This is a genomic window from Longitalea arenae (assembly GCF_016924755.1).
Taxonomy (GTDB): Bacteria; Bacteroidota; Bacteroidia; order Chitinophagales; family Chitinophagaceae; genus Niastella; species Niastella arenae.
In genome coordinates, this window is sequence record NZ_JAFFJX010000031.1 from 1 (window position 1) to 22,129 (window position 22,129).

The window sequence follows — 22,129 nt, forward strand, 5'->3', positions numbered from 1 at the left end:
ATGATTACACCGGCATTATCCGGTTTTGCGTATTTAATTCGTTTGTATTGCTTCACATATAGCTCTCCAGGCTGATATTCCAAGATTTCGGTGATCTCTTCACCCATTTTTTTACAGCCGGTAATATTAACCTGTGGTTCAATAACAATTTCCTCCCTGCGCAACGATTCCGGTAGTTTCATTCTGCCTGGATGCTGCACCGGTTTATTCTCTATTGCAACTGTATTACGTGTATAGCTGATCTTTTGGGTAGATGTGATGGTTCCACTAGCAACAGCGTCGGCTGATATATCCAGTGATAATTGCGGGTTGTTTTTGTCTGTAGGTATAAAGCGCTCATGACGCGAACCAAAGATCATTTTCTGCAACTGGTGTAATTGCTGCTCTAGCGCAACTATTCTTAGTTGCGATTGTTCATACAGCGTTTTATAATCTGGAGATGAAGTGCTTTGCATAGCCTGCTTGCAGATAAGCCTAAGTTCGGCTTTACAGAAGGGCTATACAACAATAGTTATTCACTATTTGCTTTTTTATGTTGATATCTTTTGCGGTATTTGATCTCTTTTAAAGAGATACCCTGCAGTATAAAATGTAGCTGGTTGGAGGTTAGTTGCATGCTCCTGGCATCCAGGTCAAAAGCAGGCACTTCAAAAGCTCCTTTTTCCAGGCGCCGGTAGAAAATGGTGAACCCGCCCTGCTCATATACCAGCATCTTGAGATGAGTCCGCGGTTTATTGATAAATATAAAGGCATCGCCTTTTGTTACCAGTCGTCCCAATTCATTAGTTATTATCCCGCACAGCTGGTTAAACCCTTTACGCATATCGGTTTCTTTGCGATATAGATGGTAGGACCTGTGATCACCAAGTAAAATCAAACTGCTCATGCTAACAACTCTTTAAGATAAGCAGCACTCACTGGCTGGTATATCTTTATGCTACCCACTTCGGCAAACAATGTACAAGCGGATGGAACAATTTCAACAGGCGCAAAACCTGTCTTTCCAGCTGCTCCAGTATCTTTTGAGTATTTCTTCTTCCAATGATAGAATGTGCCATCATCTATATGTAGACCTGCACAGAACGATTTTACACTTAGGCCACTTTGAGCATGCTCCATTAATAACCGCTTAATTTCCTGCTTACTTCTAAAAACCTTGGCCTTCTTGGTGATACTATTTGATTCCATATCCTGGTTTTAAAGAACTAAGCTAACATTCGGCTAACTCTTTAAAAAGATGTACTTGGCCGGAGGGATACATTTTGCCGAAGATATAACGGCCGCACATATCCCGTCCGGTCCAAATGACCTGAAGGTCTACTTTGTGACCGTTTTTTTTGGGGGTAAATAGCTATTGATAACCTTTAAATATTGTTTTGTGCTAAAAAGGGCGTATAATAGCGGAAATAAATATCCTTACCTGCCATTGATGCGAAACTTCCTGGTAATTATAATGACTTTAACTTTCACAGCTTGCAAGACAACTCAACTCGCAATTGTCAAACAAAATGGCAAATTTGGTTGCATTGACAAAAAGGGAAACATTATTATTAAACCGGAATGGGATTGGATGTTACAGAGCGATAAAAGCAGGCAAATATTAGTTGAAAAGGACAGTTTATTTGGCTTTGTTGACAATCAGGGAAATATTTTAATAGAACCGAAGTATAAAAACGCGATGGTTTTTTACGAAGGACTTGCTAGTGTTAGCAACGGAAATAAATTTGGATTCATAAATATTAAAGGCGATACCGTTATTCCATTTATCTACGATGATGTTTTTCTTGGATTTTCAAACGGATTATCTCATGTAACTGTAAACGATAGTTGTGGTTTCATAGGCAAATCGGGCAAGGTCGTTATTCCTCTTATTTACAAGACCTGCTACCCTTTTCTTTCAGACATAGCCAGCGTTGAGACATTTGACGGACAAACTCTTATAATTGATAAGAAGGGGAGTGTTTTTGCATACGATAAAGAACGGTATAAAGATAAACGGCTATGGGCGTTAAACACTTATCCTGGAAGTTTTAGAACTCAGACTGGTCAAGGCCGAATTAATAGTAGAGGAGACACTATAGTTCCGCCAATTTATGATGTGACTGGAAATTTATCTGACCATATGTATATAGTGCAGCTAAAAGGAAAATGGGGTGCTTATAATGACATAGGTAAACTAATTGTTGAACCAAAGTTTGATGAAATACGGCATTATAATGAAGGATTTGCCAATTTTAAATTGAATGGGAAATGGGGATACGTTGATAAAAAAGGGAGAATTGTCATTGAGCCAACTTTTGATTATGCAAGTCAATTTGAAAACGGCTTGGCGTACGTTGAATTAAACGGTAAATCAGGGTTTGTGAACAAGAAAGGAAAGTTTGTCATTAAACCAGAATTTGAAATTAATAAAGATAGTGGATTTCGGTAGCGAAGATAAACGGTGCTTAAATTTCAAACCGGCTGGGATTGCAATGGTTCTAACAACCAATGTGAAGTTGCTTCTCAAACAATTTTATTTACCTTTACCAAATCATACTAGTTCTTACAAAGGAAATAAATCCCAGCGTCATCCATTGAGTCATCCATTTTGCAGCACTCAAATAACTGACTAACAATAAGGAGTAGGGTAGGTTCACTTCCCTCTCGGCTACAAATGTTTTTTGGCATTCCGATGTGGAACAATGGCCGGGTAAAGTTGCAAATGAAACCGTTAATATAGGCGGATAGTTACAGGAGACGATTATTTTAAAACAATGGGCATGTCATTAATATCGGGAAGGGATTTCAATGGAAGCGCCGATACTACCAGCGTTATATCTAATGAAGCAGCGATCAATTGCATGCGTATCAAAGAACCGCTGAACAAATTGATCAACTTCCAGGGTAAGGAGCTGCGCATTGCAGGTATAATGAAAGATGCACTAATGACATCGCCTTTTGATCCGGCAGAGTCTATTACGTTTTTCAGAAGACCCGGTCAGCAAAATCCTAAATATACCGTTTATCACCCACTATTAAACCGTCAGAAGATCGCGCTCCGCCCACCCCGGCCATTGAAAAAGCAACAATTTATTGATCACAGAAAAATCAATGAACGTTTGCCCCTTTGGAAGAACTGTATAACATTTCCACCCTAATTGCACGGGAATGTTGCTGGCAGCTCCCACAAAGATCAGGATCAGGTCGCTTTACAGGCATGCCCGGCGCCCTGAACAACCTCCTAATTAGCCATTTATGCGGCCTCTTTTTAACTAATATGCAGCAATTGAACCTGCCACATTGTCTCAATTTATAGACACCATCCATTTTTAGCTGCGTAACTATTTTTAGCAAGGCCAGATTGCCATACAGTATTGAATTCCGCACTTGTTCAATCCTCCCTCTAACGAAGTAACGAAAGCGCCTTTTCCTCTTTTTGTTCACTTCAAAATTACCAGCATGCAAAACTTAAAACGATTGCTGTTCTTATTATGCCTGCTTGCGCCTGCATGGGCTTTTACCCAGGTAAGCGTGTCAGGCACCGTTGTTGATTTGGAGAATAACCCGATACAGGGAGCTTCTGTAAGGCTCAAAAACGCAAACCTGGGCACTACTACCGATGCAGATGGTAAATTCAGTATGACGCTCGCCGGAAAAGGCGGAACACTGGAGGTATCCTTTATCGGTTTTAAATCCCAAACCATAACTGCCAGCAGCGACATGGCCAATCTGGTGATAAAGATGCAGGAAGATGTGGGCCACCTCGAAGAAGTAGTTATTACCGGACTGGCTTCTTCTATAAAGCGGGGCAACCTGGCGCACGCAGTAGGCGTTGTTTCGGCAAAACAGCTGGCAGGCACCACCTCGCAGCCGACAGTTGATGCCGCCCTTTATGGAAAGTTCACCGGCGCCAATATTATTTCCAACTCCGGCGCCCCGGGTGGCGGTATTTCAATCAAACTCCGCGGCATAACTTCCCTGGTGGGCAATTCGCAACCGCTTTTCATAGTGGATGGCGTTTACTACGATAACTCGTCCATTCAGGGCGGACTGAACTTTGTTTCAAAAGCGGCCGGACAGGGAAGCACCAATTTCCAGGACAATCCTTCGAACCGGGTGGCCGACCTCGATCCGGAAGACATTGAACGTATCGAAATTCTGAAAGGCGCTTCTACGGCTGCCATTTACGGGGCAAGAGCTGCTGCCGGTGTAGTGATCATTACCACCAAGAAAGGAAAAACCGGCAAGCCCAAAATTGAACTGGGCCAATGGGTTGGCTGGCAAATGCAATTGAACAAGCTCGGGCAACGTACCTGGGATACCGCCAAGGTGCGGGCTGCTTATGGCGCCAGCGGCATTACCGTCTATAACGCAAATGGCGGACAGATCTATGACTACGAAGATGAATTATACGGCAACAAAGGATTTTTGAGCAATACCCGGGTTAGCGTGAGCGGCGGCAATGAAAACACTTCCTATTACGCCGGTATGTCCTACCGGGATGACGAAGGCATAGTGAAAAATACGGGCTATCGCAAAACATCGTTCCGTTTGAACCTGGATCAAAAGATCACTAAATTCCTCGACTTATCCCTGAACTCGAACTATGTTGAATCAAGCGCGGACCGTGGCTTTTTCAACAACGATAACACGAGTACAACACTAGGGGTATCATTTGTCTCCACTCCTTCCTGGGTGAATTTATATCCCGATGCGAATGGCAACTATCCGAATAACCCGTTAGCGCCTTCCAATTTTATTCAAACCCGCGACCTCATCACAAATAATGAACAGGTAAATCGCATACTACTCGGCGGAAGGGCTACTTTAAAACTGGTAAATACAAACATACACGATCTCAGACTGGTAGCGTTGGGCGGCCTCGACAATTACACGTTAAATACAAACGCCATATTCCCGGCCATACTGCAATTCCAAAAAGACGGCAATGGCACCAATGGCGCCCTGATCTATGGAACCACCGTTGCCCGTAATTCAAATATTTCGGCACTGGTGGTATATGATTTCAAACCGGCCGACAACATTTCATTTACCACGCAGGCGGGTATCAATACGTTTAAAGTAGATATCAATACGGCTGTGAACACCGCCACCCAATTGATAGGTACGCAAACCAATATCGACCAGGCCGGCGCCTTACAGGCAGAGCAGACCAAAAATATTTCAAGAGACAAAGGCTTTTTCGTACAGGAAGAATTTAATTTCCAGGATAAACTGATAGCCACGCTTGGTTTACGGGGCGACAAATCGAGCCGCAACGGCGATGCAGATAAATTATATTATTATCCCAAGGCTTCATTAGCCATCAATATCCTTCCATTCACCTCATTGAAAACTTTCAGTCAGTTGAAACTTCGGGGTGCATATGGCGAATCGGGAAACTTTGCACCATTCGGCGCTATTTACACGTCACTGGTGCCGCTCAACTTTGGTGGTACTACAGGCTCTATTGTAGACCTGACCAGGGGCGCAGAAAACCTGGAACCGGAACAACAAAAAGAACTGGAACTTGGATTTGATGCGGGCATTCTTAATGAGCGTGTTGGCCTGGCATTCACCTGGTATAAGAAAGATGTGGAAGACCTGATATTAAAAGTGATAACATCCGGTTCATCAGGTTTCTCGAACGCATGGAGAAATGTAGCTGAAATTCAAAATAAAGGCGTTGAAATTGCATTGACAGCGGTCCCGGTGGCCAATAAAGACTGGCGATGGAACATGCAGGCAAACTGGTGGAAGAACAAAGCAAAAGTAACCAGGCTCGATGTGCCTGCCTTTAACGTTGGCGCTTTTGGCGCCACATTGGGAACTTATCGCATTGAACTGGGCAAATCGCCTACCCAGCTCGTAGGTATTGGCGACTCTGCCATTGATAAAGTTGACCCGGTTTCAAAGCTGGCCGTATTTGGCAATGCAGAACCGGATTTCAATCTTTCTTTCTACAACAATGTTACCTGGAGAAACTTCGAACTATCTGTTCTGATGCACTGGAAAAAAGGCGGCGATAATATAAACCTCACGACTTTGCTGAGCGACATTTTTGCCACATCGTACGATTATGACGATAAAAGCCTGGACCCGAAAGGAGAAATGACGAATGGAGAATACCGGTTGTCAATTCTAGGTGCTACCGCACGCCCCTGGATACAGGATGCCTCTTATTTCAGGGTTCGCGAAATAGGGCTAAACTATACATTGCCCGGTGCGTGGTTCAGGGATGTTGCCCGGGTAAAAATTGGTTTTTCAGGAAGGAACCTGATCAATGTGTTCGATTATCCGAGCTACGATCCTGAGGTATCCAACTTCGGAATAGATGCTATCTCCAGCAATGTGGAAGTAACACCGTTCCCATCGGCCAAGAGCTTTTATTTTAATTTATCGGTTACGTTTTAATCAGTCAACGCAAAAAGTTCGGTTATGAAATATCAAAACAAAATATACCGGATTATTTCCCTCCTCCTGTTATTGATAACGCTGGGTTGGTCATCATGCACGGTTGATCCCATTGCCGATCCTAATAATCCCAGCACCAGCAGTATCTCTCAAAATGCTTCGTTAGGAGAATTACAGAACCTTGTTACGGGCATCGAAGGTGGCATGAGAAATAATCTGAACAATTATTATGACGCAATAAGTGTGATCGGCAGAGAGTACTATCGTTTTTCCACTTCTGATCCCCGGTTAACTTCCGACCTGCTGGGCAAAGCAAATGCAACACTCGATAACAATACTTTTTATACAACCAATCCATTCAATGCAAGATACCGGGTGGTAAAGAATGCGAACATTCTTATTACCGCTTTGCAAAATACCAGGGCTACTATAACAGAGGATCAGCGAAGGGCCGCTATTGCTTACGCCAAAACCGTAATGGCGCATGAACTGCTGATGGTGTTCAATCAGCAATATGAAAATGGCATCCGGGTAGATGTGGCAGATCCCGACAGGCTGGGCCCGTTTCTTTCAAAAGACGAATCGTTGAATGCTATTCAAGCTCTTTTGAATGAAGCCAGCGCAGATCTCAAAGGCAATACCGCCGACCTCCCATTTACAACCACACTGTATAATAAAAAAGCAAGTGAGTTCGCAAAATTCAACCGGGCACTGGCAGCCAGGGTAGCTGTTTACCGAAGGGACTGGAACCTGGCGAATATTGCCCTCACCGAATCCTTCTTCGATTTGAATGGAAGCCTTACCGATGGTGCTTACTATGTTTTTTCAACAGCAGGCGGCGATCTGTTGAACCCCGTGTTCTTCCCGCAGAATTCGCCACCGGCAGAGGCCCGTGTTGTGCAGCCAACATTTATTACCAATGCGGAAGCCGGTGATACCAGATTGAGCAAGGCCCCGAAACGCACCAGCACGGCCTCGCAGGATGGACTGACGAGCGACTACGATTTTTTTGTATACCCAACCAATGTTACGCGCATGCCTATCATTCGAAACGAAGAGTTGATACTGCTATATGCTGAAGTACAGGCGCAGTTAAACAATAGCAGCAATGCTGTTTCTGCCATCAACAGAATTCGCAATGCGGCTTCGTTGGGAAATTATACAGGCGCAACAGACGTAAACAGTCTTATCACGGAAATATTAAAGCAACGGCGGTATTCCCTCTTTGGCGAAGGCCATCGCTGGGTTGACATGCGCCGTTATAACCGTTTAAATGAGCTGCCTATCGACAGGCCCGGGGATGATGTATGGGTACAGTTTCCGCGTCCGGCAACAGAATCGTAATGTGGTATCAATTTCCTGATTATTTCTTTTTTGCGTTCCATACCGGGTTTACGTTGTTTAACATTACCGGCTGTAACTAGTAAGCGGATAAAAGTGGCTATGTTAATTTGTTTAAAACGGTTTCTTTCTTAGTAGACGCTAACAGTGTACAATGGAAATTTACTTCTGTAATTTCAGAAGGCTAATCCGCATTAAAAGTTAAAACAGAACTATTTATCTTTACTGAATTATATCAGTTCTTACAGTGTCAAAAATCACCAGTCACCCATTTTGCAGCACTCAACTAACTGACTAACAATAAGGAGCAGGGTAGGTTCACATCCCTTCTCTCTCTGCAAAACAAAATAAGTGCTCCCGATAGGGAGCATTTATTTAACTGAACAATAAACTATACTATGGATAAAAAGAATGCTAATTTTTTCATTGCACTTGTCTGTCCCTTATTTGTGTGCGGTCAACCAGCTAGAGTTAATGACTGTAAGAAGGCAAAATATGGAACTTTCTATTTTTACCCGCCAAAAACAAACGAAGAATTTGTTATTATTCGTGACAAAGGCCTTCAGCGAGAAATAGATCTTAAAACGAAGGATACAACTTTTTGGCAACTTAAGTGGAAGAATGATTGCCAGTTTAGTTTAAAATTTATCCGGAAAAGCGGACCAATCTCTGATGACGAAAAGGCTTTTTACAATGCACATGTCAGTGTAGTGCAGATAGAGAAGGTTTCGAAACACTATTATGTTTTTAAAGGCGGATTGGATGATCTCGAAAATGGAAATTTTTTGAGCGATACCATCTGGTTTAAACCAAGAATCAAATAATCGACATTAAATAAAAAAGTCGGAGCCAAAATGATAAAGCAGCCGTTGAGCAAATTATTAAAAAATCTGTTGATATGGTTGTTTTTACTTTCTTTGTGTTTCTTCGCAGTTAATGGTTCGTTTTCACGCATGAAAACAGGTGACAAGTATACGACGGCAGGGTTGACTTTCCGTTAAAAACCGAAACATACAAATCAAATACGAAAAAGTAATAAATGAATGTTTTGTTTTCCATTAGTGCGTATGTTTTCTTTGTTGCATTGGCAATAAAGGTAATCCTGCACATACAATTGGATATTAGTAACGGATACAAATTAGCAGGCAATCCATCTTCAACCTGGGTTTATTTTATGCCCTATGACAAGGAGGTTGCATCTGAGTTTTATATTAAGAAAACAAAATGTAACAAAATCCATAAATGGGTAATTTATCTATTCGTTGTTATGTTTATCATGTTGATTTTAAAAACTATATTTTCAAATGAATGACAATTGTAATATTATATTATAAAATCGTTTATTGTGTTTCCGGTTGCTTGTGTCAGCGGTTTTTTATCGTCTTGCAGCACTAGACTTAAATGCGTTCACCATGTATGATGAAGCTTCATATTTTTTTATAATTGGCATTTAAATGTGGTTCCGTGGATAAAACACAGGTATTGAGACTGGCGGATGGTAGCTTTATCGACAAAAAGGAAAATATCCTTAACACATTATTTCTGTCCTTCTTTATTTTAAAAGTCCGTATTGGTCTTTCCATCATAACGATACACTCCCATAAAAGATCCCATACCTCCAAACCAAATACTTCCATCGCTAGCTTCCAAAAGCCCAAGAAGAGCTGGTGGTTCTGAGATAATTTCGGTTACAGAAGGTTTTTTGTTGTACAAGGACTTTTGATCATAACGGGAAAGTGCCCAGACACCCCGACCCGGATTTACTTCACCAGTAGTCCAGATGTTTCCTTTTTTATCTTCGATGATAGCATAAGCCCCCCTCTTCGACACCTTAGTAAAGGTTCTACCGTCATAGCGCCAAAGACCTTCAACGTCACCGAACCAAATGCTTCCTTTTTTATCTTCGATTATTGACCAAACGTTCTTAAACGCTTTGCCATCTTTGTTTTTTAGAACGGTAAATGTTTTTCCATCATAAAAACAAGCCTCGCCCCTTGTGCCAAACCAAAATTTCCCAGTTTTGTCTTCCATGATAGTCGTAAGGTCATCATTGGAAAGTCCCTCTTTCGTTGTAAAGTTTCGAAATGACTTCCCATCATAACGGCTTATTCCACCCCCGGTGCCGAACCAAATATTACCGGCTTTATCTTCATAGATACACATAACCCGATTATTGGCAAGTCCCTCCCTGTTTGTAAAATGTTGAAAGGCTTTCCCATTGTAATAATATACCCCTGAGTCTAAAGAAGCGAACCAAAGATTTCCGCGTCGATCTTCCAGAACATCCCAAAATCGGTGCGAAGCTAGTTTACTTGTGAGATTAGTGAAAGATTTTCCATCGTATCGAAAAACATCACCCAATACTGAGGAGTTCGAGCCAGCAATCAAAATGTTACCGTTTCTATCTTGCTTTATATTACGAACCATTAGGTGAGGCACGTATATCTTACGAACCATTAGGTGGGGCTCGTGAGAAGTGACTGTATCTTTGGTTTTGGACCTGATAATATTCTTTTTTACTTCTGTTTGGTTTTGTCCACAGGAAGTGTGAAGAACAGACATTAAGAACAAAGTATAGATGAGTACGTATTTCATAATTTATTTATTAATCGGGAATAGAAACACTGCCAGGCTTATCTGCTGCATTACTTTTTTGACATCAAGCTGGCAAACGACATCGTGAGCGCCATGTTTCTGCTGGGCCTGTGCAGGAGAGTGAATAAGTTCTGCCAGCATGATCTTATTTTTCATATCTTATTTAAGTTTGATACAGCGAAGCTACTTTGATCCATTCAGCTTTAAGGGGCAGGATTATAAATTTTAATGTAAATTTTGTAAATTATTGTAAAAGTACCCTGGATCATAGAAACTCGTTGCTTTATTTCCAAATTGCATGAACTGAGCAACGACAATTCAGTTCCGAAGTTCGCCACGCATCTCGTGTCTCTCCCGAGCGCTTGAGATTGCTTGAATTAAAACGCATCATACAAGACGACCCTTACCGCTATCTATGAGTACATTTAGCGCCATAACACCCCTTCCATTTCATAGAGGGGCAACAATAGACATACAATGGGTAAACATGTGCATACCGAGCAACTGGTAAGCTGAACCTGCCGGTAAAGTAATTTGAATTTCCTGGTAAAGATGGCGTTAGCTGTAATGGATATTTTTGCTACAAAAGCTACATGCCATCTTTTTTGTTATTCTTGTTTATTCTGCTATTCTCTGTAAAGTCCATTTCGCAACACGCTGAAGGGTCGGTAATTCCCTGGTATTTTCCCGGCATCTCTTATAAAGCTAATTCCAAACTTGAGTGGTGGGGGCAGTATGGTCTTAATCCTGAACAGAACATGCATGCTGCCTGGTTACAAGTATTTATAAAAACGGGCAAACATCTTACGCTCAATCCTGCTTACCTGTATCTGAATATCGACCGGTTCAATGAAGGCCATTTGCACGACCACACGCTAATGAACTCGGCGATCATTCATTTTTCCATCAACAAGCTGACCATCGATGACAGGAACATGATCTGGAACCGTTTCCGGCGTAAGGAAAAAGACCTTCATTTTTACCGTAACAGATTACGTTTTACCCGGCCTTTACAAACACGTTTTATGCTTATCAAACCCTACCTGTTTGATGAGGTGAGTTTTTCATTTAACGATGGCCGATTTACCAGGAACCGGCTGGCTGCCGGTATCAGTTGCAAATTGAACGGCTGGTTTCTGTTTGATATAAGCTGGTTGCGTGAGCAGGACCGGTATAATGGTGCAACGAATTTGCTTTTTATTATGGCAGTGGTTCAACTCGCTAAAAGTTGAACGAAATGATCAAAACAATTGGCATTTCCAGGAAAAGCAAAGCAGTCGTGGATTGTCAACTTTACACCATAATAAAAACAACAACCAATGCATATTACTTTTCAAGAGGCCACGCAGGCCATACAACAGGCACAGGCAAAAGCAGGCGATATCAATGTGGCAGCCAATATTGCAGTGCTCGATACGGCAGGTTATCTGAAACTTTTTCTGCGGATGGATGATGCCTTCCTGGGTTCTATCGATATCTCATTACAAAAAGCCAAAACAGCGATGCTGTTCAGAATGAGTTCAGAAGCGGTAGGAGAGTTTCTGAAGCCTGAAGCAGCAGCTTATGGTTTAGAGAATACCAATGGCGGTCTCGTAGGTTTTCCAGGCGCCCGGCCTATCCTGAAAAATAACGTGATCATTGGCTATATAGGTGTATCGGGCGGCGCTCCTTCCCAGGATGCACAGATAGCAACAGCAGGCAGTAATCTTTAAATCATACATTTTGTTCATTATTAAATCTTCAATTATGGCAGACAAAAAAAGAATTCTCATCACGGGTGCAGGTTCCGGTTTTGGCGAAGGCACCGCTATTGGATTGGCTAAGTTAGGACACCAGGTTATTGCCGGTGTCCAAATTTCACCGCAGGTTACTGCATTGCGTAAGAAAGTGGAAGAATTAGGGTTGGAAGCAAACCTTCGGGTAGAGAAACTGGATATCCTGGATACTTACGATGTGAATTACGCGCTTACCTGGGACATCGACATCCTGTTCAGCAATGCAGGCATTGGCGAAGCTGGGCCTGTTTTTGAAATTCCTGTTGACCTGGTACGCAGAAACTTTGAAACCAACGTTTTTGCGCCGCTTCACCTGGCACAGCAATTTGTGGCAAAATGGATCAAAGAAAAACGAAAAGGCAAGGTGGTGTTCACATCCTCTATGGGTGGTTTATTTACCCCCGATGGTTTCGGTATTTATGTATCAACCAAACACGCCCTGGAAGCTGTTGCTGAAGCCATGGCGTCGGAGCTGAAGAGATACAATATCCAGGTGCAAACGATCAATCCGGGCGCTTACCTTACCGGTTATAACGAAACCATGGCAGATAATCCTTTCCGCTGGCTCGACGATAATAAAAACTTTACCAAGCGTGCCGAGATGCGGGCGACTTTCGACTCATTACTCGGAACACCGCAGGGTCGGTTAGACCCTAATGAAATGATCGAGGCCATGATCAAAATAGTGCCTGCTGACAAAGGTAAGTTCAGGAATGTGGTACCTAAGTTTGTAGAAGATATGTTGAAAGAACATCAGCAAAAGGCCTGGGATGTGACTATTTAGTTAATGTAATCGTTATAACAGTCAATATGATTCACGGCGGCTAAAGGAAAAATAACAAAAGATCATTCCCGCACTGAATGAACTATACGCTGAAGGTGATATGGTAATTGCTTAACGGGACGGCCATGCAATTACCAAAGACGTTAAGCCTTAAGCATTCACAATATCAGTAGTTGGAGAGGTTCAGTTTTAACAACCCCCGTCCCGGTTTCTACCGGGACGTTTTTTATGTACATAGCAGCCGGCAAGTCTTATATAATTGGCCTACTTCAATGGGGCCATTGTACCGCAGTCCGTTTATAAAGAATGTAGGGCAATCTGTAACACCGCTTTTTATCCCGCTTTCAAAATCGCTTATTATTTTCCGGAACACTTTTTTATCTTCTCTGTGCAATTCATATAACAGCGGGTCTATTTCTATTTCCTTTGCAAACTGCGTCAATGCCTGCCTTGTTATGTTCCCGTAATTCGCAAAGAGCAGATCATGCATATGCCAGAACTTGTTTTGCCTGGCTGCCGCTTCCGCAGCAATAGCTGTTTCCATAGATAAGGGATGGCGGGTGATTCGCGGGAAATGCCTGAATACAAACTTCAGGTTATTACCCATCTTAAATTGTAAAAACTTAATAATGTGGTAGGCTTCAAAGCAGTTCCGGCTCTGGAAATCGCCAAACTGTACTAATTCTATTTTGGCTGTTGTTGCACCAGAGAAATGGTCATGGTTAATATTAAAGAAAGGCTTAAGCATATTTTGGTCTTTGATTTAAGAACAATAATAATAGTGTATGTTAACGGAGAGCAGAAGGGTGGCCTTCAGAGACTGGGAGCAGGTTTTCCAGTTGGCTTATCTCATGCAGGAGTCTTAAAAGTTGATAGGCTTCAACGCAGTTCCGGCATTGAAAGTCGTCGCATTGCAATGATCCTGTATTGGTGGTTTGCTCACCAAAAGAATGGTTGTGCCCACAATTGAATGCAGGTTTACATGTACTCATGGTTCTTGTATTAAATATTAGAAGTGGATTCGGGTGATACCAAGGCGTTTGAGCTTTGAGTGGAGGGTAGTAGGAGGTACGCCCAGGATGGAGGCGGCGCCACCGTTCCCTGCGATGCGGCCCTGACAATATTTTAGGACGCGAAGGATGTGTTCACGTTCGTTTTCGGCTATTGTTTTCAGCAGGATCTTTTGGGAGGTATGCAGGCCGGTAGTGGAAGGTATATGAATATGAGTAATGATATCTCCTTCCGTCAGCAATACGCTTAGCTCAATTACGTGTTCCAGCTGGCGGATGTTTCCCGGCCAGTTATAATTGGTTAACATTTCCATGGCCTCTTCGTTGATAGCGCGAATAAACCGGCCGTTCCTTTTTGCATATTGTTGAATGAAATGCCAGGCCAGCAATGGGATATCTTCGACCCGGTTACGCAGGGGCTCTATTTGAATAGGGAATACATTCAACCGGTAATACAGATCCGGGCGGAAATTACCAGCTTCAACCTCATCTTCCAGTACCCGGTTGGTGGCGGCGATAATGCGCACATCCACTTTAATACTTGTATTGCCGCCGATCCGTTCCAGTTCTTTCTCCTGTAGTACACGCAATAGTTTTACCTGTAGTTCCAAAGGCATTTCGCCGATCTCATCGAGGAAAATAGTTCCCTGGTGCGCCAGTTCAAATTTCCCTATACGACGGTCATGAGCACCGGTAAAACTGCCCTTTTCGTGTCCGAACAACTCGCTTTCGATCAGGTTGGCCGGTAAAGCACCACAGTTGACCCTGATCATTGGTTTGTCATGTCGAGGCGAGTTATTATGAATGGCGCGGGCTATCAGTTCTTTGCCGGTGCCTGTTTCTCCCAGTATAAGCACGGTGCTTGTTGATGGGGCCACTTTAGCTATCAGCTGCAGTGTCTTTTTTGTCGCCAGGCTTTCGCCAATCATTTCATGATGCTGAAGTGATGCGGAATTCTGTGCAACAGGTTTGTTTTTTTCGTTAAACCGAACGTGTGCAGGCAGGTGTTGGGGAGATCTTATGTGTGCATTTTGCATGGCTTGAATAATTTAGCAAGACGGATATTTTCCATTAATGTGCCAAAACTCCATGCATTTCTCTCACAGCAATACTCCCTTTTAAATGAAGGATTTATGGTTGTTTTTACATTTTTTCCCGTGTTACAATTTATAATAACTCTGAAAAACTACGAGGAAAATTAAAAAAGCCTCCGAAATTTCCGGAGGCCTGGTGTCAGCTTTCATTGTCACTGCCCTTTGAGATATGTGTTTTTTTGATGCCCAGTTTTTCCATTCTCGATTCAAGTGTGGTGGGCTTCATATTTAGTTTTTCCGCGGCCCCGCCTATGCCTCTGATACGGCCATTGGTTTGTTGTAGTATCGACAGGATATATTCCCGCTCTGCGGCCTGCTGTTGTTCTTTTACTTCATGAAGCGTACGCGGCTGACTTGTATTATTAACGGCAGGAGTGGGGGTATTAGCGGTCACATTCACCAGTGGACGTCCCCATTGCAGTTGGCTTTTGCCGTCGTTCAATACAAAAGCCTGTTCAACGATATTTTCCATTTCGCGAATATTGCCGGGCCAGTTGTACTGCATCATTTCATCGAGCGCTTCGGGCTTAATGCCATGGAAGGGCTTGCCGGTCTTTCTGGAAAATTTCTGGGCAAAGAAACTGGCAAGTAACGGAATATCTTCTTTTCTCTCACGCAGGGGCGGCAGGGTAATGGGAAAAACATTTAACCGGTAATACAGATCGAGGCGGAATTTGCCTGCTGCAATTTCCTTTTCAAGATGGCGGTTGGTAGCGGCGATGATGCGGACATCTACTTTGATAGTATGCCGGCCGCCAATGCGTTCAATTTCTTTTTCCTGTAATACCCGCAATAATTTTGATTGCAGATCAGGCGGCATTTCGCCGATCTCATCCAGGAAGATGGTTCCACCCTGGGCCAGTTCAAACTTACCGATGCGCCTGTCGAGCGCTCCGGTAAAGGCGCCTTTCTCGTGGCCGAATAATTCACTTTCAATTAAATTGGCGGGCAGGGCGGCGCAATTCACTTTCACAAGTAATTTATCTTTACGGGGCGACAGGTTATGAATGGCTCGGGCCACGAGTTCTTTTCCGGTTCCGCTTTCTCCCAGTAATAATACAGAAGTATCTACCGGGGCCACCTGCGTAACGAGGTCAAACACGTGCAGCATTTTGTAACTGGAACCAATTATTTCCTCGAAGTTGGAGGTGGTTTTTACTTCTTCCTGTAAATAATTTTTTTCCCGTTCAAGCTGTTCCGTTAGTCTTTCTATTTTATCAATGGCTATCAACCGGTCGATGGTCAACTGCAAAGCAGTTTGCATCCGCTGTAATAAATGGATGTGTTCCGTTTCATACATCTGTGGCCGGCGGCTGTAAAAAGAAAAAAGGAAAAAGCTGTCGGCGGTCATGGGCAGCGATACATCGAGATTGCTTTCGAGATTGAACTTTTGCGCCAGGAAACGTTTTGCGGCAGCCTGCTCACAGACGGATTCAAATTCAGGCAGATTATACAATCCCGAACTGGTTGCGATCATTTGTCTAAAAACTTCAGTCAGTTGCTCCGCTTGTATATTGGCAACGTTCGCCAGTTCAGTGAGGCGGATCCGTTGGTATTCGTTAAATCCGGTGCGAAAAAAGCTGCAGGCGCAACATTTTCCGTCACTAACATTTTTCATACCCAGGATTAGATAGTCGAAGGGAATGGCCTGTTGCAATTTGGCCGCCATTTGTTGCAATCTTTCTTCCCAGCTAAGCTGGCTGGTGGTCATAATGTTGGTGAGCTCCACCTGTAAGGTTTGCTCTTTTCGCATTTTGGCCTCTATACTATGTGCATGCCGGTAATGGGCGATCTCAAGGGCTACCAATACATCCTTTTCGCGGAATGGTTTTACCAGGAAGCCATAGGGCTGGGTGGCTTTAGCTTCTTCCAATACAGATTCGTTATTATTGGCGGAAAGATATACAAAGGCGATATTCTTTTCTGCGAGCACCCGTGCCAGATCGATGCCGGTTTTATTTCCTTTTAAATAGATATCGAGCAGCACCAGTTCCGGATTGAATTGCTCAATGGCTTCCACCGCGCTATTGTATGAATCGGCAATGGCGCATACCTGGAAACCTGCTTTTTTTAAAATGATGCGAAGGTCGTTGGCAACAATAAATTCGTCTTCTACAATTAATAATTTGCTGTTCATTGGTTCAACACTTTAGCCGGTTCAAAACTGATTTTTATAGTAAGTCCATCCTGTTGTAGTACGTCAAATTCACCGTCGAGTTGCTTGCATAATCCCTGCATGAGGTTCATGCCGAGCGAATCGGTTTGGCGCCAGTTGAAACCGGGCGGTAATCCGGTGCCATTGTCCTGAATCGCCAGTTCAAGCATGCCATTGGCTTTTTTAAACATGTTGATATTGATCTGTGCCGTGCGCCCGCCGGAAAAAGCGTATTTGACGGCGTTTGTCACCGCTTCGTTGATGATGAGGCCAGTGGGTACGGCCTGGGCTACATCCAGTTGAATGGGCTCAATGAACAAACCGAACCTGATGCGGTTCTGCGGATCCAGGCTATCAGCCAGATAGTCCGTTACTTCCTTAATATAGGCCGCCATATCGATCGTGGTTAGTTGCCGGTCGCTCTGGTACAATTTGCGGTGAATTAAAGAAATGGCATGAACGCGGTGCTGGCTTTCCTGGATGGCGTTCAGCGCCGCTTCATCTTTCAAATAGGCCGATTGCGTATTCAGCAGGCTCATCACCACCTGCAGGTTGTTCTTTACCCGGTGGTTGATCTCTTTCATGAGCCATTCTTTTTCCTGTAGCAGCTTGTCCTTTTCAGCAGTTATCTTCTTTTCTTCATGCACCATTTTTTCCAGTTGCTGGTTCTGTAAATTGATCTCATCCTGTTTTTCCTGTAATAATTTATTGGCCCGTTGTTTTACGCGGTAGCGGTTAAAGATCAACAGCAAAAGCAGGAGCAATAACAAGGAAGCGGCGATCATGAAGTTGCGAAGCACCTTACCTTGCTTAAGGGCGTTTTTGTGTAGTGTTGCTTCTATAGAGAGGAATTGGAGCTGGCTATTCTTTTGATCGGTTTCGTATTTTACCCCCAATTCTATGGTACGTTTGTCAAAAATTTCCTGTTGAATTGAATCTGAATAGTTTTTGTAATTCTCGTAATATCCGAGTGCGGCGGGATAGTTTCCTTTTGCCAATTCCAGTTTGTATAATGTGAAGGTGATGTCTTTGAGGTTCGACTTCGAATTCACCTCCTTTGCCATCGTATAAGCGCTATCGGCATACCAGCCAGCTTTATCATATTGCTTTAGTTGCAAATAGACTCCGGCGCCTATTGTAAACACATACATTCTATCGTAGAGCATAAAGCTGTATGATGTATCGGGCTTGATTGCTTTAATTAATGTTTTCTCTGCTTCTTTATATTGTTTTAAATTATACTGCAGATTTAAATAACTCATGTTTACTTGTTGTGTGGAATAAGCATCAACAGCCGGGTATTTTTTTAATTCCCGGGAGAAAAAGTCATAGGCTTCCTTTGTTTTGTTTTGTTCTATAAGGCAATTGACGATACCACCAAGTAGTGAAACAGCCATCGCACGATTTTTTTTTGAATGGACCATCACCGACAAGGCCTTATTGAAATAATAATAGGCTTTTTCTGGGTTGTGCATTTCAAAGTAAATGGCACCCAACCGTAAATAATAGTTTACAATGAAGAGGCTATCCCCTGTTTTACGGCTGTAATCTATTGAGGCGATGGCGAATTCCAATGCTTTTTTATGTTTGCTTGTAGTAAGATAAATGGCAGCCAGCAGGTCGGTAGTAATATGAATTTTATTATCCCCTGATTTCTTTTGTAGCGCATAGACTGTCAATAATTGCTGCAGGGCTACTTCATATTCCATTTGCCGATAATGCAGATCAGCCATGGATCTTAATGCTTTTGCTTCTGACTTTATATCCCCGCATTCCCTGGCAAGTTGCATGGCCGTGTCGTACAATCTTATTTTTAGAACTACCTGGTCGGCCTTAAGACAAAATGCCTTTGTCATATAAGCTCTGGCCAACCCTTTTTTATTTTTGGCAGCAATAAAGAGAGAAAATGCCTGTTCCAACTTTTCCTGGCGCATGGGCAGATCGCGAAGAACATTATACATCGATGCTTCATATAATAAACAGCTTCCTTTGCCATAATCATAAGCAAGTGCATTAGACAGGGAACGGCAGGCTGCTACCGTTTTAAAAAAAGCGATCGAATCCACTGAATGACCGCCTCGCATAGTATATCGATCGAAATAGTTACTCATAAGTTCCAGGTAAATACTCACCTTGCCGGTATCGGCATCCGCTTTAAGGATTCGTTGTTGAAGGCTATCTATCCGGTCGTCCAGTGCATGGCGGTGAACTGTTTGTGCATGCAGTGTTGCATGAACAAGGATGGCTACAAAGAAGGACATTAAGGAAGTACGCACAATGCAGTTGTTTTAATCAGCTGTTATTTACAAATAATCATCCAAACTTTACCAGAAAAGTAAAACCATAACAAGTAAGCCGGTTATATTTTTTGTATCATAAATAGTTAGAAACTTTTCGGGGTAAAGTAAAAAGGGTAACGGTAGAAATTTCAGGTAAGGTTGTATGTGTTAAAAGTACGATAATTCCATAGATTTTTGGAGTTCTCCGGAATTTTCGGAGCTCAGTGGCGATATATCGTTATCATTAAATAACAGTGAAGTTAAGCCTGGACAAGAAAATACAGGATTTCTTACGGCCTGATGATGCTGCAAACAAGGTGGTATAGTAGTTGATGAATTGTGCCGACAAAACCACAGCTTCAAATTATGACGCAAGCCTTACAAACTATCCGGGACTTATATGTATCTATGGAACAGGGTAACATCGGAAAACTGGTAATTGCACTGGACGAGGCTGTTTATGTTCACACTGCTGCATGTATGGGCGGTAACCGGCGGGGCAGGGAAGGTATTTTGCAACTGGTTCCGGTTTTTTATCGGCCGGGAAGCGGCATCAAAAAAGTAATTGATCATTTTATTGAGCATGATAGCCGGATAATTGTAGTAGGCAACATCTGTATAACAACACAAAGTGCAACTACTGATCTGATGCCGTTTGCAGACATATGGACACTTGAGAATAATAACATTCTGACAGTGATCTTTTATTATCGTGATCCGCAGGAATTATGCAACTACCTGGAAGCCACGTTAACCCGGTAACAGGATTGCACAGTGACAATTTTTGAATTTTTTAATAAAGCGATAACACCGCCGTTGATGCAATTTTGTTGTGTGGATGTGTTTAAGATTGTTTTACTACATAGGAGAGGGTTATCATCATCAGGGCGGGTCACATAGAATACAAGGGGCTGACCAAACAGGTTGGTCCCTTTGTTGTTTAATAACTTCAATAACTGAATAACTCGCTAACCCATCAACTTCTTTATCACCTCTATGACAATTATCAACTTCTCAACACCCCCTCAACACGTCAAATCGTCAACTGCTTCGCTGAATAACGGTATATCGCCACTGCAAAAAGTAGTAAGTGGCTGAAGTATAACAGAATATTAAATGGCACATGCTTTGAAAATATGGTTAGAAAATACGCAACATGGATACCTCAACCAATTACTGCAACATGAAGACTTCGATAACCAAAGCATGTATTGAAAAAGGCGTTTCTGCCATCCAGTTAGTAATCGGCAACCATGCAACCGGCAGTCTTTTGCTGAAAGAGAATGTATTGGTCTTTGTTTTGGAAGGTGAATTGGAATTTTTTCATGGTGAAACCGCCACCCGCGCCACGAAGCACCAGATGGTATTTTTAAGAAAAAACGTTTCCATAGGATATAGCACCGGTAAGACAGGGGCGGAAAATATTTGTATACGTTTTCTCTTGTTCGTGCTGGATATGCAGGTGGTATTGGAGTTTGCCCAACTGGGCCATAGTAGATCAGGTGCTGTTCCAACAGCCGAAATGGTGGTGGACGATGGGAGTGATACTGTGATCTCTTATATGGCAGCCCTGCAAGCTTATTTATACGATGGTAAATGTATGAAGGTAAGTCTGGTAAGGATCAAACTGCTGGAATTGCTGTTTTGTATTTCTGGAAGTTCCCCGAAAATGATTGAGCAAATACTGGCAGTTCACGAACGGTATCATGCCGATATAGCCCGGATCGTTGAGGAGAACATCACCAATGTTGTATCCTTAAAGCAACTGGCCAGGCTGGCCGGAAGAAGTTTGTCGAGCTTCAGACGGGATTTTCTATTCATATATAATATGCCGCCTTCGCGGTATATCAGGCATAAGCGGTTAGACAAAGCCAAAGAGTTGTTGTTAAGCACGAATATGCCTGTAACCAATATTTGTTATGACATGGGCTTTGAAAGCATTGCCCACTTTTCCCGCATTTTTAAAACACGGTTTGGTTATCCCCCATCGGCATTACGGGTAAATTTGCAATTAACAGTTGCTGTTCCATAACCAACCGGATCGCTTAATTGCGGTCTTTTTTATTGCCCCATGCATGTCGATAAACCTGGGGTGAAACTATGGTATGGACAGTTAACGAGATAGCCCCGAATTACATCTAAAAGCAGATACCTAAAAACAGGATTAAAGTATTATGTTGTAATCTTGCATCCGAAAAACAAAAAAAGCTGACAACTCCATTCTACATTTACCCCAAAAAGTGTCAAGTAATTTTTGGAAAGGCCAGGTGAGCGTTCGGGTGTAACCATTTTTTTCCGGAGATACTTCTTTCTTCCCTCGATATAACTCATCTTTTTTGGCGATAATCCCTTTTTCCCAGGAGATCGTTGTTATTTAGCCAGGAATACATCTCCTTTCCGGAAAATGAACAGATTCTTCCGTTGGGATGATCCCCTTTTTCATGCAATGATCGTTTTTCCCTGGTACGAAACCTGTTTTCCCGGGCAGTAAGTTTTACTTTTTCCGGTTATGATCAATTGTTTTGCATAACTGATCCACTTATTCTTAAAACAAGGCATTCAGTTGCCAATAAGAGTCTGTTCAATAAACTGTGTCAAGGATATTATTTAATATCTTTAAACACAGTAAATTATGGAACAGCAAGAATCTAAGTCGGGATTTAATTTTAAAGAGTTTGAGCAACAGGCCATAGAACAACT

Annotated in this window: 19 protein-coding genes; 10 read left to right on the plus strand and 9 right to left on the minus strand. The window is 42.7% G+C overall.

The window, feature by feature from the left end; genetic code table 11:
* The 3 genes from JT717_RS27830 to tnpA form a co-directional block, all read right to left on the minus strand.
* Positions 1–455, minus strand: a 455-nt coding sequence (locus JT717_RS27830) for an IS66 family transposase (protein ID WP_305068088.1), incomplete at its 3' end; no start/stop codon positions are given.
* Between the two features lie 56 nt (positions 456–511).
* Entirely contained in the window at positions 512–886 is a 375-nt protein-coding gene (gene tnpB, locus JT717_RS27835) for an IS66 family insertion sequence element accessory protein TnpB (RefSeq protein ID WP_205514630.1), read from the minus strand.
* Positions 883–1,188, minus strand: a complete 306-nt coding sequence (gene tnpA, locus JT717_RS27840; RefSeq protein ID WP_205514631.1) for an IS66 family insertion sequence element accessory protein TnpA — start codon at positions 1,186–1,188, stop codon at positions 883–885. The genes tnpB and tnpA overlap by 4 nt, the downstream gene beginning before the upstream one ends.
* Before the next feature lie 265 nt (positions 1,189–1,453).
* Here tnpA and JT717_RS27845 point away from each other — a divergent pair, with 265 nt between their 5' ends.
* The 5 genes from JT717_RS27845 to JT717_RS27865 all read left to right on the plus strand — a co-directional run bounded on the left by JT717_RS27845 (position 1,454) and on the right by JT717_RS27865 (position 8,561).
* Positions 1,454–2,431: a WG repeat-containing protein gene (locus tag JT717_RS27845; protein WP_205514632.1), complete on the plus strand. Its 978-nt coding sequence runs from the start codon at positions 1,454–1,456 to the stop codon at positions 2,429–2,431.
* Positions 2,432–2,762: 331 nt separating this feature from the next.
* On the plus strand, positions 2,763–3,140 hold the full coding sequence (locus tag JT717_RS27850) for an ABC transporter permease (RefSeq protein ID WP_205514633.1): 378 nt from the start codon (positions 2,763–2,765) through the stop codon (positions 3,138–3,140).
* 301 nt (positions 3,141–3,441) lie between these two features.
* Complete coding sequence (locus tag JT717_RS27855) at positions 3,442–6,396, plus strand: SusC/RagA family TonB-linked outer membrane protein (RefSeq protein ID WP_205514634.1); 2,955 nt, start codon at positions 3,442–3,444, stop codon at positions 6,394–6,396.
* Positions 6,397–6,420: 24 nt separating this feature from the next.
* The gene (locus tag JT717_RS27860; protein WP_205514635.1) at positions 6,421–7,740 is read left to right on the plus strand and encodes a RagB/SusD family nutrient uptake outer membrane protein; all 1,320 of its coding nucleotides are present in this window, start codon (positions 6,421–6,423) and stop codon (positions 7,738–7,740) included.
* Positions 7,741–8,135: 395 nt separating this feature from the next.
* Entirely contained in the window at positions 8,136–8,561 is a 426-nt protein-coding gene (locus JT717_RS27865; RefSeq protein WP_205514636.1) for a hypothetical protein, read from the plus strand.
* Positions 8,562–9,294: 733 nt separating this feature from the next.
* Here the strand turns inward: JT717_RS27865 and JT717_RS27870 are convergent.
* Positions 9,295–10,332: a ligand-binding sensor domain-containing protein gene (locus JT717_RS27870; RefSeq protein ID WP_205514637.1), complete on the minus strand. Its 1,038-nt coding sequence runs from the start codon at positions 10,330–10,332 to the stop codon at positions 9,295–9,297.
* Positions 10,333–10,335: 3 nt separating this feature from the next.
* Positions 10,336–10,488, minus strand: a complete 153-nt coding sequence (locus JT717_RS27875; RefSeq protein WP_205514638.1) for a hypothetical protein — start codon at positions 10,486–10,488, stop codon at positions 10,336–10,338.
* A 437-nt stretch (positions 10,489–10,925) separates the two neighbouring features.
* Between JT717_RS27875 and JT717_RS27880 the strand changes: the two genes are divergently transcribed.
* The 3 genes from JT717_RS27880 to JT717_RS27890 all read left to right on the plus strand — a co-directional run bounded on the left by JT717_RS27880 (position 10,926) and on the right by JT717_RS27890 (position 12,891).
* Entirely contained in the window at positions 10,926–11,564 is a 639-nt protein-coding gene (locus JT717_RS27880) for a DUF2490 domain-containing protein (RefSeq protein ID WP_205514639.1), read from the plus strand.
* An 87-nt stretch (positions 11,565–11,651) separates the two neighbouring features.
* Positions 11,652–12,044: a GlcG/HbpS family heme-binding protein gene (locus JT717_RS27885; RefSeq protein ID WP_205514640.1), complete on the plus strand. Its 393-nt coding sequence runs from the start codon at positions 11,652–11,654 to the stop codon at positions 12,042–12,044.
* A 34-nt stretch (positions 12,045–12,078) separates the two neighbouring features.
* Positions 12,079–12,891, plus strand: a complete 813-nt coding sequence (locus JT717_RS27890; RefSeq protein ID WP_205514641.1) for an SDR family oxidoreductase — start codon at positions 12,079–12,081, stop codon at positions 12,889–12,891.
* A 226-nt stretch (positions 12,892–13,117) separates the two neighbouring features.
* Here JT717_RS27890 and JT717_RS27895 read toward each other — a convergent pair whose 3' ends face one another.
* From JT717_RS27895 to JT717_RS27910, 4 genes are all read right to left on the minus strand, one after another.
* Positions 13,118–13,639: a DsbA family protein gene (locus JT717_RS27895; protein WP_205514642.1), complete on the minus strand. Its 522-nt coding sequence runs from the start codon at positions 13,637–13,639 to the stop codon at positions 13,118–13,120.
* A 261-nt stretch (positions 13,640–13,900) separates the two neighbouring features.
* Positions 13,901–14,938, minus strand: coding sequence for a sigma-54 interaction domain-containing protein (locus JT717_RS27900; protein WP_205514643.1), 1,038 nt, complete (start codon positions 14,936–14,938; stop codon positions 13,901–13,903).
* 196 nt (positions 14,939–15,134) lie between these two features.
* A complete protein-coding gene (locus JT717_RS27905; RefSeq protein WP_205514644.1) occupies positions 15,135–17,132 on the minus strand; it encodes a sigma 54-interacting transcriptional regulator in 1,998 nt (665 codons plus the stop codon).
* Positions 17,129–19,426 carry a tetratricopeptide repeat-containing sensor histidine kinase gene (locus JT717_RS27910; protein WP_205514645.1) on the minus strand — a complete coding sequence of 766 codons (2,298 nt, stop codon included), beginning with the start codon at positions 19,424–19,426 and terminating at the stop codon, positions 17,129–17,131. Before JT717_RS27910 ends, JT717_RS27905 begins: the two co-directional genes overlap by 4 nt.
* 369 nt (positions 19,427–19,795) lie before the next feature.
* Between JT717_RS27910 and JT717_RS27915 the strand changes: the two genes are divergently transcribed.
* Together JT717_RS27915 and JT717_RS27920 are read left to right on the plus strand one after the other, a co-directional pair.
* The gene (locus tag JT717_RS27915; RefSeq protein ID WP_205514646.1) at positions 19,796–20,191 is read left to right on the plus strand and encodes a nuclear transport factor 2 family protein; all 396 of its coding nucleotides are present in this window, start codon (positions 19,796–19,798) and stop codon (positions 20,189–20,191) included.
* 421 nt (positions 20,192–20,612) lie between these two features.
* Positions 20,613–21,461 carry a helix-turn-helix domain-containing protein gene (locus JT717_RS27920; protein WP_205514647.1) on the plus strand — a complete coding sequence of 283 codons (849 nt, stop codon included), beginning with the start codon at positions 20,613–20,615 and terminating at the stop codon, positions 21,459–21,461.
* Positions 21,462–22,129: the final 668 nt, after the last annotated feature.